The 15,243-nt window shown below is 40.1% G+C and carries 15 protein-coding genes and 1 pseudogene; 4 read left to right on the top strand and 12 right to left on the bottom strand.

Translation table 11 applies throughout. The features are described 5' to 3' along the window. Window positions 1–43 precede the first annotated feature (43 nt). Window positions 44–943 carry a prenyltransferase gene (locus SH603_RS06605; protein ID WP_169473374.1) on the bottom strand — a complete coding sequence of 300 codons (900 nt, stop codon included), beginning with the start codon at window positions 941–943 and terminating at the stop codon, window positions 44–46. A gap of 80 nt (window positions 944–1,023) precedes the next feature. On the opposite strand from SH603_RS06605, the gene SH603_RS06610 reads away from it, so the two are divergent. Continuing rightward, a complete protein-coding gene (locus tag SH603_RS06610; RefSeq protein ID WP_321533695.1) occupies window positions 1,024–2,004 on the top strand; it encodes a polyprenyl synthetase family protein in 981 nt (326 codons plus the stop codon). 199 nt (window positions 2,005–2,203) lie between these two features. On the opposite strand, the pseudogene SH603_RS06615 reads toward SH603_RS06610, so the two are convergent. From SH603_RS06615 to SH603_RS06625, 3 genes and pseudogenes are all read right to left on the bottom strand, one after another. After that, window positions 2,204–4,204, bottom strand: a pseudogene (locus SH603_RS06615) (beta-galactosidase); the annotation flags it as partial. Window positions 4,205–4,225: 21 nt separating this feature from the next. Further along, entirely contained in the window at window positions 4,226–6,148 is a 1,923-nt protein-coding gene (locus SH603_RS06620) for a glycoside-pentoside-hexuronide (GPH):cation symporter (RefSeq protein WP_321533696.1), read from the bottom strand. A gap of 159 nt (window positions 6,149–6,307) precedes the next feature. Further along, the gene (locus tag SH603_RS06625) at window positions 6,308–7,327 is read right to left on the bottom strand and encodes a LacI family DNA-binding transcriptional regulator (protein WP_169473380.1); all 1,020 of its coding nucleotides are present in this window, start codon (window positions 7,325–7,327) and stop codon (window positions 6,308–6,310) included. A 169-nt stretch (window positions 7,328–7,496) separates the two neighbouring features. Here SH603_RS06625 and SH603_RS06630 point away from each other — a divergent pair, with 169 nt between their 5' ends. Next, window positions 7,497–7,976: a hypothetical protein gene (locus SH603_RS06630; RefSeq protein WP_321533697.1), complete on the top strand. Its 480-nt coding sequence runs from the start codon at window positions 7,497–7,499 to the stop codon at window positions 7,974–7,976. A gap of 51 nt (window positions 7,977–8,027) precedes the next feature. Here the strand turns inward: SH603_RS06630 and SH603_RS06635 are convergent, their stop codons facing one another. Continuing rightward, window positions 8,028–8,855 (bottom strand): exodeoxyribonuclease III, encoded by an 828-nt coding sequence (locus tag SH603_RS06635; RefSeq protein WP_169473384.1) that lies wholly within the window; start codon window positions 8,853–8,855, stop codon window positions 8,028–8,030. A 362-nt stretch (window positions 8,856–9,217) separates the two neighbouring features. On the opposite strand from SH603_RS06635, the gene SH603_RS06640 reads away from it, so the two are divergent. Next, the gene (locus SH603_RS06640) at window positions 9,218–10,450 is read left to right on the top strand and encodes an IS110 family transposase (RefSeq protein ID WP_169495554.1); all 1,233 of its coding nucleotides are present in this window, start codon (window positions 9,218–9,220) and stop codon (window positions 10,448–10,450) included. Window positions 10,451–10,563: 113 nt separating this feature from the next. On the opposite strand, the gene SH603_RS06645 is transcribed toward SH603_RS06640, so the two are convergent. After that, entirely contained in the window at window positions 10,564–10,911 is a 348-nt protein-coding gene (locus SH603_RS06645; RefSeq protein WP_169471261.1) for a MazG-like family protein, read from the bottom strand. 148 nt (window positions 10,912–11,059) lie between these two features. Here SH603_RS06645 and SH603_RS06650 point away from each other — a divergent pair, with 148 nt between their 5' ends. Continuing rightward, entirely contained in the window at window positions 11,060–11,284 is a 225-nt protein-coding gene (locus tag SH603_RS06650) for a hypothetical protein (RefSeq protein ID WP_169472647.1), read from the top strand. A gap of 161 nt (window positions 11,285–11,445) precedes the next feature. On the opposite strand, the gene rplS is transcribed toward SH603_RS06650, so the two are convergent. The 6 genes from rplS to rpsP form a co-directional block, all read right to left on the bottom strand. Next, window positions 11,446–11,805, bottom strand: coding sequence for a 50S ribosomal protein L19 (gene rplS / locus SH603_RS06655; RefSeq protein ID WP_003675625.1), 360 nt, complete (start codon window positions 11,803–11,805; stop codon window positions 11,446–11,448). A gap of 122 nt (window positions 11,806–11,927) precedes the next feature. Next, window positions 11,928–13,358, bottom strand: coding sequence for an APC family permease (locus SH603_RS06660; protein WP_169471775.1), 1,431 nt, complete (start codon window positions 13,356–13,358; stop codon window positions 11,928–11,930). Between the two features lie 10 nt (window positions 13,359–13,368). Beyond that, window positions 13,369–14,127, bottom strand: a complete 759-nt coding sequence (gene trmD / locus SH603_RS06665) for a tRNA (guanosine(37)-N1)-methyltransferase TrmD (protein WP_321533698.1) — start codon at window positions 14,125–14,127, stop codon at window positions 13,369–13,371. Next, window positions 14,127–14,633 (bottom strand): ribosome maturation factor RimM, encoded by a 507-nt coding sequence (gene rimM / locus SH603_RS06670; protein WP_003663814.1) that lies wholly within the window; start codon window positions 14,631–14,633, stop codon window positions 14,127–14,129. Before rimM ends, trmD begins: the two co-directional genes overlap by 1 nt. Window positions 14,634–14,687: 54 nt before the next feature. Continuing rightward, window positions 14,688–14,948, bottom strand: coding sequence for a KH domain-containing protein (locus SH603_RS06675; RefSeq protein WP_321533699.1), 261 nt, complete (start codon window positions 14,946–14,948; stop codon window positions 14,688–14,690). A 12-nt stretch (window positions 14,949–14,960) separates the two neighbouring features. Beyond that, entirely contained in the window at window positions 14,961–15,236 is a 276-nt protein-coding gene (gene rpsP / locus SH603_RS06680) for a 30S ribosomal protein S16 (protein ID WP_003663816.1), read from the bottom strand. Window positions 15,237–15,243: the final 7 nt, after the last annotated feature.

The raw sequence follows: 15,243 nt of genomic DNA on the forward strand, positions 1-15,243 counted from the left end.
CGCACTAGAAAAATCGGGTCTGAAAAATTCAGAACCCGATTTTTTATATCAGCCCAATCGCAAACGTTACGACTTGAACCAGTGAGCCAATTAATAATATTTTAACTGCACATGGAAATGTCTCTTTCTTAACTTGCTTAGCAAATAACATTCTTGTTTGCTTAACCACAAATGGGATAATCAATAAGGTTAACAAGACTGTCCATGGTACGAAATGAAGAACCGCGGCGAAAATAATAGCTAAAAATGCTAAAACGTTCTTAATAGCAAATGCATATAGACCATTTTTCTGCCCAATAAAGTGAATAACTGTATGACGGCGATTGTCTTCATCTTCACCCGCATCACAAATATTATTTGCTAATAATAGGTTGGAAATCCACAATTCATCCGGTAAAGCAACGAGAAAGACGACCCCGATATTTGCCCAGGACCATGTAAATTGCTGGCCAACATTAATAAAGACAGAAATAAGGGTAATCATGAACCCCATTGTAAATCCCGAGGCAAATTCACCAACTGGCAACCCTGACAAAGGAAATGGACCAGAAGAGTAAAGAATGCCGATCGCAAAACAAAAGATTCCCATCCATAGTAACGGAAGGCCAACACGAGTAACTAGATAGATTCCTATTAAGCCGGCTACTATACTAAAGGCAAGCAAGAGACCGAGAACTAAACGCGGTGAAATATTTTCCCGCCCAATAATATTTGTATTTTTCTTATAATCAACGGTATCAATGGCATGGTTATAATCATTATAATTATCCATCATATCAACCGCCATATTGAATAATAGCATTGCGATGAAAAACAGAACTGAATTTAGCAGGTTTAGGGAATGATAATAATAGACACTAAGGCAAATCCCGAGGAGCATCGGTAAGATACTAGCAGTTTTGGCCTTAATTTCTACTAATTCCAAAAAAACATTTAACGACATTTAGTAAATTTTCCTTTCATAATTCCTTAGTTGTTCGGTACAATATAGATGGTACACCATAACAAAGGAATTATCGATTAATGAAACAACATTTTTTCCATACCTATCCGGCGATTAATAACGCTCTAGGTAAAGTAAATCAAACAATTAATGACCGGATTACAATTAAAAATTCCCAACTACACGATGCCCTGCAACAGATGGTCTCAAATGGTGGTAAATACCTTCGCCCAGCATTCTTCCTTTTATTTGCAAATATCAATCATCAAACTGCAACTGAGCAAGAAAAACTAATTAAAATTGCCTCTTCACTTGAGGTTTTACACATGGCTACTTTGATTCATGACGATATTATTGATGATTCACCTAAGCGTCGCGGAGCCGTCAGTGTCCAAGCCGCTTTTGGTAAAGATACAGCCGTCTATACGGGGGACTTCCTTTTCACTATTTTTTTCGACCTCCTCGTAGAAACGATGACCGGGTCCCCCTACCTGACACGAAACGCTCGGACGATGCGCAAAATTCTTACTGGAGAACTGGGACAGATGGATAATCGCTTTGATCTCAGTCAATCATTACTCAATTATTATCGCAATGTAAACGGCAAAACAGCCGCCATCTTTAGTCTTGCTGCTGAAGAAGGAGCCTATTTTGGTCATAGTGATCGTCGGACCATCAACTTAGCAAAACGAATTGGACAAAACATCGGGATCAGCTTCCAGATACTGGATGACATCCTTGATTATTCAGGGGATGAACGCCTTAACAAACCTGTTTTGGAGGATTTAGCAACTGGCGTTTACTCCCTCCCTCTTCTTTTAAGCTTGCAAAATCATCGTCATGAATTAGAACCGTTACTTACCAAAAAACGCCAAATGACGATTGAAGATATGGAAAAAGTCCAAAAGATTGTTATTACTCATGGTGGTGTTAAGCAAGCGCAAGAAATTGCTACTAAGTTTACACAAAAAGCGCAAACCGAAATTGATCAATTAGCAGATAAGCATACCCGAAAGATGTTAAAGTTGGTAGCAGATAAGTTATTGACGAGGGTAAATTAAAATAGTTAGGGACTGTGACATAAGTCAAGTTACTTTCATAAAAGACAAATAGCGCAGTACAACAATGGCCTCCAACGCCCGGTAAAACCGAACGTTGGAGGCCTATTGTTGCTTGCGGGGGCTCCCAGAGGCTAGCTTCGCGTCGAAAAACGAAGTCACAAGTGACTTCTGTCTCGCTCCCTTAGCTGTTTTTTTATTCTTAAACCAAAATCTCAACATCCCACGAATCAAGCATCGTTTCAGGAAAATCACCAGTCAAAAGGTCTCGATAACCCTTTTGAAATTCTACTGGTAATGGTTGTTTACCCTTTCCCATATTAAGGACAAAGTAAATATCCTGACCTGCTGAATTTAGGCGTTTTGTTATCTCCAGTTCTGTTGGCTCTTTAACTAACGCGGAAAGGTGCACATCATCAACAATATGCATAATGATCTTACGGAGACTAGCATGGTCAAGGCGACTACCGACATACCATGTTTTCCCCTTTGAATAGGTATTCTCGGTTACCGCGGGAGTCCCAGCATAAAATTCACTAGCGTATTTAGCCAGGACATGAGCGCCTTTAAGGCGAATTAAATCTGCTATTAAATGTCCCGTTAATTCATCCCCGGTCGTCATTGCTAATTTAACATCTTTATTAGGGAGGATTGCATCGCTCTCTTCAACCCACAGTCCCATTACCTCTTTTAATGGGCCAGGATAACCGCCCGGATAGATATTATCGGATCCATTTACCATTCCGGACATAAAACTAGTAATAAAATTACCACCGCTAGCAACATAATCCGTAATTTTTTGCCCTAAGCCATCCTTAACCATGTAAAGAACGGGGGCGACTATAAGATCATACTGACTAAAATCATCATCAACCGAAATTACATCAGTTGGAATATTCAGTTCATAAAATTGCCGGTAATAATCAAGAATAATTGGTACATATTTTAGGGCCTGGGTAATCCCATCGACATACTCAAAGGACCAGAAATTACTCCAGTCAAAGATAAGAGCCACCCGCGCTTTAGTCTGAGAATTCTTAATAACCGGGCCCACTTTTCTTAAATCATGACCTAATTTTGCCACTTCCTTAAATGCCCGGGTATCAGTACGATTAGCATGACTAATCACGGCACCATGAAACTTTTCTGATCCGCCCAGTGCCTGCTTCAACTGGAAAAATTGAACGGTATCCGCACCATGCGCAACTGCCTGTAATTCAGTGGCCGCCATCTGTCCTGGACGTTTTAACGGGCTATATGGTTGCCAGTTAACTTGTGATGGCGTTGATTCCATCAGCATAAACGGCTAGTGTTTTAAAGAACGCATCAAATCATATAAGAATGCTGGCTGATAAACCGGTGCATCATAAGCCGGATAACTATCATATGATATGATGTCTTGCGCACTCGCCCACTGCTGATAATCAATCATTTTATTTGGCAGACTATGAAAGTTAGTAGTGACTAAGGTTGTTGGATCATATTTTTCGATGATTTGCTTTTCCATCTTAAATAAATCAAGCATTTGGGTCGATTGGAACCACAAATAATCAACTGAAAGTCCGGCGACAATTGTTTCCGATCCTTCTGGGCCCCATGCATCACCAAGATCATTAGGCACAACAATCTCATCCCAGTCATAAATTGTATGACTCCACACATTCATATTCCATGCATGATTAAGATTATCTAAGGTTTGATAGCGTGCCTTCAACCATTGCTGAAATTCTGTTTGGCATTCTTCACAATAACAATTGCCACCATATTCATTGTTAACATGCCAAGCAACAATATGCGGATTATCGCCATACCTTTTAGCAAGCTGTTCAACAAGATTTTTCGCTAAGCGCCGGTAATTTTTACTACTTGGGCAAAAGTTATGCCGGGCACCAAATACATGGCGGCGTCCTTGGTAGTCGACCCGCGCAACATCTGGATATTTTTTGAACATCCAAGCAGGCATCGCTGCAGTTGAGGTAGCAAGAACAATGTCAAAATCAGCTGCCGTTAATTCTTTGATAATCTTATCAAGCTTGGTAAAATCGTATTTTTCCTCCTGCGGTTCAAGCAAGGCCCATGAAAAAACATTGATCGTGGCGGAATTTATATCTGCCTGTTTAAATACTTTAATATCTTCAGCCCACGTTTCTTCTGGCCACTGTTCTGGATTATAGTCGCCACCATATAAGAAATGAGGTAATTCTCACTTTATCATTTTCTCACCTTATTTAAATTCTACTGTTACTACCTTATCACCATGTTTAACGGTCTTTCCGGGAGTAAAGCCATTAGCTGCTTCAATATTATGCGGTTGCGCAAAGAAAGTAATTACCCAGTCTTCATACCCGCTTTGTTTAATCAATTCACGATCAAAATCAAAGAGTAGCTGACCCTTTTTAACGATTTGACCGTCACTATAATGGGCATTGAAGCCTTCACCACGCATGTTCACAGTCCCGACACCAATATGAACAATCATTTCTAATCCCTTGTCAGAAGTAATACCAAACGCATGACGGGTGCCAAACGTAAAGTTAATCTTCCCGTCAAATGGGGCGTACAATTTATCGCTAGTTGGCCTAATCGCAAAGCCCTTTCCGGGGAACGGTTGACCATCACGATCGACGACTTCTTTCATTGCAACTAATTCGCCATCTGTTGGGGCATAAATCGTTTCTTCTTTAAGACCAGTCGATGATGTCGACACTTCACTTGTCAATTCTCCTTGTGCTAATTTATCCTTTAATTCTTCAACTACTTCCGCATGAACTTCTTCACTCAATTTCACCTTAAAAAGAAAGACAAAAATTGACAAAACAGCTAATGCCAGCGGGATATAGAATGCCATACTATCGAAAGTCCGAATATCATGACCTGTCATGTCAGCAGCAGTCACGCTCCCCGTCATTCCGGCTGCGATTGCGATATAACCGACAAGGCCATTTGAGATCGCCCCTGTTAATTTATCAATCATTGGTCGCATAGCAAGAACAACCGCTTCATTTCGTTGACCAGAATTTAATTGGCCATATTCAATTGCATCCGTTAATGTTAAAACTGTTACCAATTGGGCAAAATTAATGTTAAACAAGACCAATCCAAAGTCCATCATTAAAACATTAGAGCGGGCAAAAATAAAGATTAAATATGCTAAACTCATGCAGACTTGGCCACCAATGAATAGCCATTTTCGTGGAATAAATTTATTCAAAATAGGATAAAGAGGACTAGTACAGAAACCAATAATCGTAGCGATGACCCCAACAATCCAGAATTCACCAGGTTTACCAATAACAAACTTGTAAAGGTAGAAAAGGACACCATTAGTTACAACATAGGCACATGAATAAAGTAAATATGCCAAACTTGGCCATAAGATTTGGTCATTGTGAAAAATTGCTGAAAAAACTTCCCGAATAGTTGTCTTATCCTGGGCAGACTTACGGATCACATTGTAATTTTCTTTCGTCCCAACACAAACAACCAAGGCACAGATAACAGCTAATGCCGAAATAATGGCAGCAAAGGCAAACCAACCAGCAGGCCCCTGCCGATGATGGCCTGTAGCTAAATAAGTAAAGGTCGTTACAATCGGTACCACGATAATCGTTAATCCATTCCAACCAAGTGTTCCCGCAAAGGCACCGAGAGCGGTATAAACGCCCCGCTCTTCAGAATCTTCACTTAAAGCGGGCACCATTCCCCAATACGAAACATCAGAAAATGAGTAGAAAATATCAAACGTAATGAAAATAATAACAAATAAAATGGCAAAAAGAACCCAATTATATTTTGCTAAGCCAAAGATTCCGGTAAAGAGGATTAATAGCGGAATCGCACTAACGATATTTCCCATTAAAATCCACGGCTTGAATTTTCCCCACCGAGTTTTAGTATTATCAACAATATTTCCTAACAGCGGATCAATTAATAATTCCAAAATCCGGACAGAAACAATCAAACCAGTAATCAACCCAATTAGTTTATTAGCAACCGTTTTGCTTAGTCCCGCGAACATTCCGCTTGTTACAAAGATAATAAAGTAAGTACTCATTACCCCATAAAATGCAGAGTGTCCTAAGTTACCAAAGCAAAACGAAGCACGAGAAATAAGCTGCTTCCCCGTGAGCTTATGGCTATGTGTCATATTTATAACCTCCAAACTACAGCTTTCTGTAATCGCTTACAAATATATTATAATTCTTTAGCTGATTTTAGTAAACATTTATTTAAAAAGTAAATTCATTACTAGCGAAGATATAAAAAAGTAGCTAATCCGTGAATCGCTGATACGAATACTGATTAGCTACTTATTTTCTTTGGGAAAGCTTTTACGAAAAACAATATTGGTATTTACTGTCAGATGAACGTGCGGACGCTGGGGATGGGTTATTAAATCTTGGAGAAGGTTAATCGCCATCCGACTAAGCGTTTCTTGGTTGATATTGTAGGACGTTAACGGCGGTGAAACATACTTAGCAACTTCACTGTTATTGATGCTAATCACGACAGTATCACGTGGCACAATTACCCCTGCTTCATTAAAAGCCTGGAGAACACCAACACTTAACGTATCAGAGGCAATAATAAAGGCTTCCGGTAATTTACCACCGCTTTGTTCAAGAACCCGTTTACCAAGTTGATAACCGTTTTTAACATTAAATGGTCCGTCCACATATAATGGCGCTTCTTTTATCCCTTGCATCCCTGTAAATTCACGAAAGGCGATTTCACGGGCATCAGCTTGTTGGATGTTATTGAGATTAAGTCCTTTTCCACCAATGAAACCAATTCGTTCATAACCTGCTTCGGCGAGGCGATGGAGAGCATCCTGAATCGTTAATTCAAGGTTGGGCTGAACGGAATCAAATAATTGTGGCATCGGATTTATATCAACAAAAACCCCATGTGGTAAGTATTGATGAAGTTCGATAAGCTGGTCCTGCGTTACCCGGTCCGCACCCACGCCAATAAATCCTTGGAACGAATCAGCCGCCGCAATCAAATCCTTGATATTACTAAAGATTTCAACCTGCGCTCCCACCTCATCGACTTCTTTAATAATTGCATTGCGCAAAAACGCAAAATATTCATCTTGCAGTTGTTCTTTACCGCTTACCCGATACAATAGAGCAAGATTAGGACGGATTGGTTGCTGCTGAGAGTTTTTCTTGTGGTTGTTCCAATAGCCAAGCTCATTAGCCACCGTCATGATCTTATTGCGGGTGCTTGGACTGATCGATAAATTTTGGTCATTATTCAAAAGGCGCGATACCGTTGCTGGTGAATATCCTGATTTTTCCGCAATTTCTTTAATTGTCGCCATCATTTTTCACCTCTTTTAGTAATGGGTTTAGTAAATATTATACACTAGTTTGAAGATAGGAAGGATAATTCAATCTACTAATCTTATTCTTAATTATTTTCCCTTGTTTATTTTCCTTAAAATGATCATAATTAAGAGGACGAGATTTATTGATGAGGAGATTTATATTATGAATAAAGTTTCTAAGGGCCTTGTACTCGCTCTTGCTGGTATCACTGTTGGAACTAGTACTGGACTTAGCACTACCTTTTTCCAATCAACCAGTGTTGCCTATGCTGCTGAGATGACAAAGGAAAAGAATGATTTAGCTAATCGTTATATCGCTGATTATTTAGGAAATTGTCAACAATATGAACAGAATGACAAAACATTCAAAGGCTTTTCTTCAATCAAGGATATTACCTATTCGCGGGACAATAAGATTAAAATTAACGTTAATGATGACATTTATCAATTGCCTAAAGCCCGTCGTTCACTTTTGATTCAAGATTTGCAAAATGGTGTGTATGGCACATTAGCAGACAACGACCTTAAGAAGTTATCTGAAAAAGACATTCAAAAGGGTTGTCCAACTACTGTTTACTTGAATGGAAAAGTAATTGGCCACACTGCCAAGAATGTTAACCACCACATTATTTGGGATAAATAACAAAATAAGAGATTTGGGACAAAGTTGGTGTTCCAAATCTCTTATTTTCATTTAAAGATCGATTTCTAGAATAATTGGCGTATGATCGCGACGTTCTCCACTATCGATCATCCCCGCTTCTATAATCTTATCAGCAAGACGATCACTGACTAACCAGTAATCAATTCTCCAGCCAGAGTTATTTTGTTTACTAGTAATTACTCGTTGTGCCCACCAGGAATAAACTCCCTTTTCGTCAGGGTGGAGGTGACGGAAACTATCAGTAAAGCCAGCAGCTAATAGTTTTGAGAAATGTGTACGTTCTTCATCAGTAAAGCCAGCTGAATGATGGTTGGTTGCTGGATGAGCCAAATCAATCTCCTCATGAGCAACATTAAAATCACCACTAGCAATCACCGGTTTTTGCTGGTCAAGTTCATGCAAGTAGTCCCGGTAACAATCATCCCATGTTTGCCGCTCATCTAAGCGTTTAAGCCCGTTGCCAGAATTTGGCGTATATACTTCCGTAACATAGAAGTCTGGAAATTCAAGGGTAATGATTCTTCCTTCATCATCCATTGGTTCTGGCGCATTAATTTTAGGATAAGTTACTTTCGGCTTATATTGGGCTAAATAAAGATACATGGTCCCAGCATACCCTTTCCGTGCTGGCTCAACGGAACTTCGCCATGCCACTTCATAATTGGGGAATAATTCTTGTAAAACCGTCAAATGCTTTTTAGTTGGCCCATTCTTTGACAGCTTGGTCTCTTGAATGGCGATGACATCTGGCTTCATCGCTGCAATCTTTTTCAATACTTCCCGCGTTTCCCCTGCCCGTACGGAAGTTCCAGTTAGTGCTGCATTAATTGAGTCAATGTTCCACGAAATAAATTTCACAGCTATTTCTCCTCGTATTCTATAAATATATCCTTACGGATTTTGTTACATTACAACTTGTTTTCTGGTCACCGCATGATAACCTCTAATTATCATTGGCTTTGGTCAGCTGGTATAGGTTATTTTCTCCTGTAGTTTTAACTACTTAAAAAGTCTGCCGCCCAGACAATCAACTGATTTTCGAACTCACATGCTGTATCGATTAGAAAGTTTGCTAATTCAGAGTAGGATTAGGTGCAGCTTTGACTCTCTAACCAATGAATACTGATACTTGCGAGGATGTTTTTAGTGATTGTAATTAGGGGCTATCATGCAGTGATCAGATTAAGACCAGTAAATTTTAATGAAAGGAGGCCATTCCAATGAAACTTTTTGTCGGTATTGACGTTAGCTCAAAAGATTTAGTCACTTCAATGATTTCTGAAGAAACATGTGATGTTGTTTTTCAAGGTAACTTTGTTAATGATTTGAAAGGCGCAACCGAATTAAAAACCATTATTATTAACACGGCGAATTCAAATCATCTCGACCAAGTTGTGATTGGCATGGAAGCTACTTCCATTTACAGTTTTCACCCCGCAATGTTTTTTCAAGAAGACGCTGACCTCAAAAAACTTAATACGCAATCAGTAGTCATCGATCCCAAGAAAACTAAGCGGTATCATGATGTCTTCGCTGAAGATAAAAATGACCAAATTGATGCTTTTTATATTGCGGACTTCTTACGTGTTGGACGTTATTCAACAGGGATTGTTCGCCAAGAAAACTATATTGCCCTGCAACGATTAACGCGTTCCCGGTATGAGCTTGTTCAAAGCTTAGTTCGCGCCAAGCAACACTTTATTGAGAATTTATATTATAAGCTCAATAAACTAGTGATTTCTGATGAACTTAATACCTCCGTCTTTGGTTCGACGATGATGAGTCTGTTAACCGAAGATATGACCACTGATGACTTACTTAACATTTCAATTAATGATTTAGCTGATTACCTGAATGAACACGGTCGGGGTCGCTTCGCGAACCCTGAAGCCTTGGCAAAAACGATTCAAAAAGCAGTTCGCGCTTCTTATCGTTTAGACAAGGTAATTGCTAATTCGGTTGATACTGTTCTCTCAGTTTATGCCGAGGAAATTAAAGCTTTTCAGAAAATGATTAAAGACCTCGACAAGGCAATTGAAGAAGTAACGAAAGTCATCGGTAAGGAGGAAGAAGTTCTGCGTTCAATTCCCGGAATTGGACCAGTATACGCTGCTGGTATCTTAGCCGAAATTGGTCAAATTAACCGATTTGATAATGAAGCTAAGCTAGCTAAGTACGCTGGGCTTTCCTGGCGAGAAAAGCAGTCCGGAGGTTACGCTAGTGACAACACTCCACTCAAAAGAACTGGCAATGCTTATCTTAGATACTATCTGGTTGAAGCTGCCAACCGCGTTAGAATTCAGGATCCAGTTTTTGGCGAGTATTATCAGCGTAAATATAAAGAAGTGAAGCATACACCATCAAAACGCGCCCTCGTTCTTACCGCACGTAAACTTATCAGGGTGATTTTCTTCCTACTCAAAAATCATCAAATCTATCAGGAGAAGAGGTAATTGGTATAGGAAGATAACTTGATTCTCGACGCTTAATTTTTAAAACACCTTGGTATCAAGGCTTATTTAAGTGCGTCAAAAATCTGGTCAAAACAAGTTCGTCAGTGATAATTTCATCTTGACTTATTACCACATGACTTTTTATTTCTTGATCTAAGGTCGCTTTCTTTGATGAATACCCCATCGGCAGTTGTCTTACCCGTTCGCTTTGCAATTTCTTGATAAGCAGCAGTAAGCGCTTGTTGATGGTCAACGCCCACTAATTTACAAAAGATTAGCAGTGCAATCTGTAAGTCACCGATGCTGTCGATAAGCTTAGTCTGATTTTCCTTATTATACGCACTCGAAAGTTCGCCAAGCTCTTCTGCCATCTTCATAAATTCGACACGTGGATCCGCGTGGTCAATCCCGCGTTCATGCGCCCACTTATCAATTTTTTGAAATAGCTCCTCGTAATTCATCACAGTCACCTCATCAAGTGATAATTCTAGTCTTAACTATATGATAAAAAAACTAGCTACGCAATAAGAAAATTTCACGCAAGCCTTCTTAACAGTATTTATCAATTACCGCTGTTATAATTATTGCTAAGGGAAGGAAGTGAAACAAATGGACTTAACCAAGTATCGAATCGACCCTGCTAAGTTTGCTTTAGCTTGTGTGCAAAGTTCACCTGATCTTACCACTGAAGATAAATTAAGGGTTTACAAGGAAGCATACGAAGAAGCGCTTACTTTCTATCACCAAATTCAAACAGCCGTTATTAATAAAGGTCGTTCAAAAGAAGATCGCAGCCTTAAAGAAATGGTAGACTTTTTCGATTTAAAGAACTAAATCAATCACCGAACTCACTACCTATCAAAATCTCCCCTCCCAATTGATGAAAAATGTTTTTTTAAATTAATTTACTTTGACTACTCACTGCAATCATGATTGTGGTGAGTTTTTTAATTTAAAACAAAAAAGAACCCTTGATACACAAGGGTTCTGCACTACTAGTTGTCGCGACGACGTTCAGCGATACGAGTAGCCTTACCAGTACGTTCACGTAAGTAGTAAAGCTTAGCACGACGTACACGACCGTAACGAAGAACATCAATCTTGTCAACACGTGGTGAGTGAACTGGGAAAGTACGTTCAACACCTACACCGTTACTGATCTTACGTACAGTGTAAGTAGCACTGATACCAGCACCGTGGCGCTTGATAACAACACCTTCGAACATTTGGATACGTTCACGTGAACCTTCAACGATCCGAGCGTGAACACGAACAGTATCACCGGCACGGAATTCTGGAATATCATCCCGTAATTGACTAGCAGTAATCTTTTCGATTAACTTATTTTGACGCATAATATATTTCTTTCCTTTCGCCGACATTCATGTCCTGTATGACGGGCAGCGGAATACCGTTATTCACAGCTAAACAGCCAATAACTACTATACATTGTTTTCGACTGTCTTTCAAGGGTAAATTAGTGGGTTTCTTTATTAATGATTGAATGACGAATCCCATAGATAAAGTAAATTAACAAACCAATCACAAACCAACCAACCATTAAAATTTTCGCATCAGTATTTAGGCCCCAGAAGATCACAGCTGAAAAGATCGCCGAAATCGCTGGAAGTACTGGATATAACGGCATCTTAAACTGAGCTTCGGGTAAATCTACCCCTTCCCGCGGACGCAAGGCATAGATTCCCAGAGAAACAAAGATAAATGCGACCAGGGTTCCCGCAGAAACAAGGGTTGCCAAGAACGTAAATGGGAAAACAGAACCCAAGATCATAGCCAAGAAAGTAATCATCCATAATGCATGATTAGGGACGTGTTTATCATCGATTTGTCCGAGTGATTTTGGTAATAACCCATCCCGTCCAAAAGCATAGATTAGTCGAGAGGAAGCTAAGAGAATTGCGATTAATGCCGAGAAAATACCAACAATCGCAACAACAGAAAGCAAGTTCGCCGTAATATAGTGTCCAGACTGCCTTAAAGCCCAGGCTGCTGGTTCCGCATTATTTGCATAACGGCTATATTTAAACATCCCCACTAATACGAGCGAAACTGCAATAAAGAAGCCTGTTCCTAGTAAGAGTGTCCCGATCAATCCTCGTGGCATTGTCTTTTCCGGGTTAATCGTTTCAGCTGTATTAGCCGCAATCGCATCAAAGCCGACATAGGCAATAAAGATTTGCGCAGTCCCAGCTAATATCCCCTGCCAGCCTCCAAAAGTGGTACCTGGTTGATGAGCGGGGAGAAATGGGACATAGTTTTGGGGATGAATTGCAGTTGCGCCCACAACGATAAACATTAAAATAACCAATAACTTTACACTAACAATAATATTTTCAATCCGGCTAACCTGATGGACACCGCGGGAAATTAAGATTCCAACGATTAGAATTGCAAAGGCGGCCAGAATATCAATATAAGACCCTGTATGTGGATCAAAGCCACCAGTTAAAGCATGGGGCAAATTAATCCCAAAGCTGCCGAGAAAGCCTTGCATATAAGCTGACCACCCAGACGCAACAAAGGCGACTGAAATAAAATACTCAGCTAAAAGGGCCCAGCCAGCAATCCAGCCAAAGAATTCACCAAACAAAACATTGATCCAGGAAAAAGCAGAACCAGCAAAAGGCAGTACCGAAGACGTTTCCGCATAAGCTAATGCCGATAATCCTGCACCAATTGCGGCTACAATGAAGGCCAATGGAACTGCAGGACCGGTATGCTCAGCGGCAACAATCCCTGGCAAAGTAAATATAGCCGTGCCCACTACCATCCCAGTTCCTAGTCCAATTAAGTCTCTTGTTCGTAAACTAGGAGTTAATTGCGCATCCTTTTCTTCATAAACGCGCGGATTTTGCTTAAGAAATAATCGTTTAATTAATTTTTTCATTCACGTCACCTTAGTCTGGAACAGTTGGATCTTCATCCAGCTTAATATCTTCTAACATTAGTTGTTGTTCCCGACTGAGCTTAGCGGTTTTTAAAAGGTCTGGTCGACGGTGAAGAGTCCGTCGTAGCGATTCACGCATCCGCCATTCTTTAATTTTTTGATGATTTCCACTCGTAAGAACTTCCGGTACCTTCATTCCCCGAAAATCTGCCGGACGTGTATATTGCGGATATTCTAGCAAACCGTTACTAAATGAATCTCCCATTGGTGAAGACATGTTGCCGAGGACACCAGGAACAAAGCGGACGGTCGCATCAATCATCACCATCGCTGCTAATTCCCCGCCTGTTAACACATAGTCACCAAGAGATGCTTCATCGGTGACTAAATTACGGATTCGTTCATCATATCCTTCATAATGACCACAAATAAATGTTAAGTGATCTTCTTGGGCTAACTCTTTGGCGTAGGTTTGATCAAACTTTCGACCAGCGGGATCCATTAAAATAACCCGTCCCTTTGAATACTGATCTTTCGTTTGTTCATGAATTGCATCCATTGCGTCAAAAATCGGTTGCGCTTGAAGAAGCATCCCCGCTCCGCCACCAAATGGAGTATCGTCAACATGATTATGCTTATCGGTAGTATATTGACGAAAATCGGTCACATTAATGTCGATAAATCCATTATCTTGTGCCTTACCGATAATGGATTCCCCCATTGTTGCTTGAAACATATTGGGGAACAAGCTTAAAATATCAATCCTCATTATTCAAGTCCTTCCATTAATTCGACTGTTACAAGATTCTTATCAAGATCAACGTTTTTAACAACATCATCAATCACTGGTAATAACAAATCCCGTTTTTCTGGGCGTTCAACAACCCACACATCATTCGCACCAGGAGATAGAATTTCCTTAATTTTCCCCAGGTGACGGCCATCTGTTGTTTCAACGTCTAATCCAATAATCTGGTGATAATAATATTGACCATCGTCTAAGGGCTGTTGATCATCAGCACTGACCATTAATTCATGATCACGGAATTGTTCAACATCATTGATATTATCGTAGCCGACAAACTTAACAAGAACAAAGCCCTTGTGTTGCCGCGTACTTTCAATTGTCAATGGTAAAGGCTCGCCTGATTGTTGTAAGTACAAGGTATTTCCTTTGGCAAATCGTTCATCAATAAAATCAGTAGTTGCTAATACGCGCACTTCTCCGCGAACACCATGAGTATTTACAATTTTACCAACATTATAATATTCCATAAATTCCTCCTGAAAAGACAAAAACTCCCACAGATTAGTGTGGGAGTTTTAAATTTAGTGACGATGGTCATTAATTAATAACCGGACTCGCTTAGAGTTAGCCCATCGAGATTGAGTACCCTCGACTATTGTTCGCAATGCTGCGGCAACATGTCCCTGTCGACCAATTAGACGGCCAACATCATTGGGAGCAACATCAATTATATAACGATGGTAACGTCCATCATCTTTTTGGGTAATTGACAATGCCTGTGGCTGCTTCAATAGCGGAATAACTAAACTACGAATTAATGACTCAATATCTGTCTCAGCCATGACTGATTATCACTACTTCTTAGCGTACTTTGCTTCGTGGTACTTCTTCATAACACCAGCTGCTTGAAGCATGTTACGAACAGTATCTGAAGGTTGAGCACCCTTTTGTAACCATTCCATAACAGCGTCTTCATCAAACTTGACTTCCTTAGGAGTAGTCAATGGGTTGTAAGTACCTACTGAAGTAATAAAACGACCATCACGTGGGGCACGTGAGTCAGCTACAACGATCCGGTAGAATGGACGCTTCTTTGAACCCATGCGCTTTAAACGAATTTTAACAGACATTCTTTGC

The sequence above is a fragment of the Limosilactobacillus reuteri genome (genome assembly GCF_034259105.1).
In the GTDB taxonomy this organism is placed as follows: domain Bacteria; phylum Bacillota; class Bacilli; order Lactobacillales; family Lactobacillaceae; genus Limosilactobacillus; species Limosilactobacillus reuteri_G.

Bases quoted from the DNA above. Each gene is read 5' to 3' on its own strand.
- SH603_RS06605 (WP_169473374.1), bottom strand. From the start codon at position 943: ATGTCGTTAAATGTTTTTTTGGAATTAGTAGAAATTAAGGCCAAAACT.
- SH603_RS06610 (WP_321533695.1), top strand. From the start codon at position 1,024: ATGAAACAACATTTTTTCCATACCTATCCGGCGATTAATAACGCTCTA.
- SH603_RS06620 (WP_321533696.1), bottom strand. From the start codon at position 6,148: ATGACACATAGCCATAAGCTCACGGGGAAGCAGCTTATTTCTCGTGCT.
- SH603_RS06625 (WP_169473380.1), bottom strand. From the start codon at position 7,327: ATGGCGACAATTAAAGAAATTGCGGAAAAATCAGGATATTCACCAGCA.
- SH603_RS06630 (WP_321533697.1), top strand. From the start codon at position 7,497: ATGAATAAAGTTTCTAAGGGCCTTGTACTCGCTCTTGCTGGTATCACT.
- SH603_RS06640 (WP_169495554.1), top strand. From the start codon at position 9,218: ATGAAACTTTTTGTCGGTATTGACGTTAGCTCAAAAGATTTAGTCACT.
- SH603_RS06645 (WP_169471261.1), bottom strand. From the start codon at position 10,911: ATGAATTACGAGGAGCTATTTCAAAAAATTGATAAGTGGGCGCATGAA.
- SH603_RS06650 (WP_169472647.1), top strand. From the start codon at position 11,060: ATGGACTTAACCAAGTATCGAATCGACCCTGCTAAGTTTGCTTTAGCT.
- rplS (WP_003675625.1), bottom strand. From the start codon at position 11,805: ATGCGTCAAAATAAGTTAATCGAAAAGATTACTGCTAGTCAATTACGG.
- SH603_RS06660 (WP_169471775.1), bottom strand. From the start codon at position 13,358: ATGAAAAAATTAATTAAACGATTATTTCTTAAGCAAAATCCGCGCGTT.
- trmD (WP_321533698.1), bottom strand. From the start codon at position 14,127: ATGAGGATTGATATTTTAAGCTTGTTCCCCAATATGTTTCAAGCAACA.
- rimM (WP_003663814.1), bottom strand. From the start codon at position 14,633: ATGGAATATTATAATGTTGGTAAAATTGTAAATACTCATGGTGTTCGC.
- SH603_RS06675 (WP_321533699.1), bottom strand. From the start codon at position 14,948: ATGGCTGAGACAGATATTGAGTCATTAATTCGTAGTTTAGTTATTCCG.
- rpsP (WP_003663816.1), bottom strand. From the start codon at position 15,236: ATGTCTGTTAAAATTCGTTTAAAGCGCATGGGTTCAAAGAAGCGTCCA.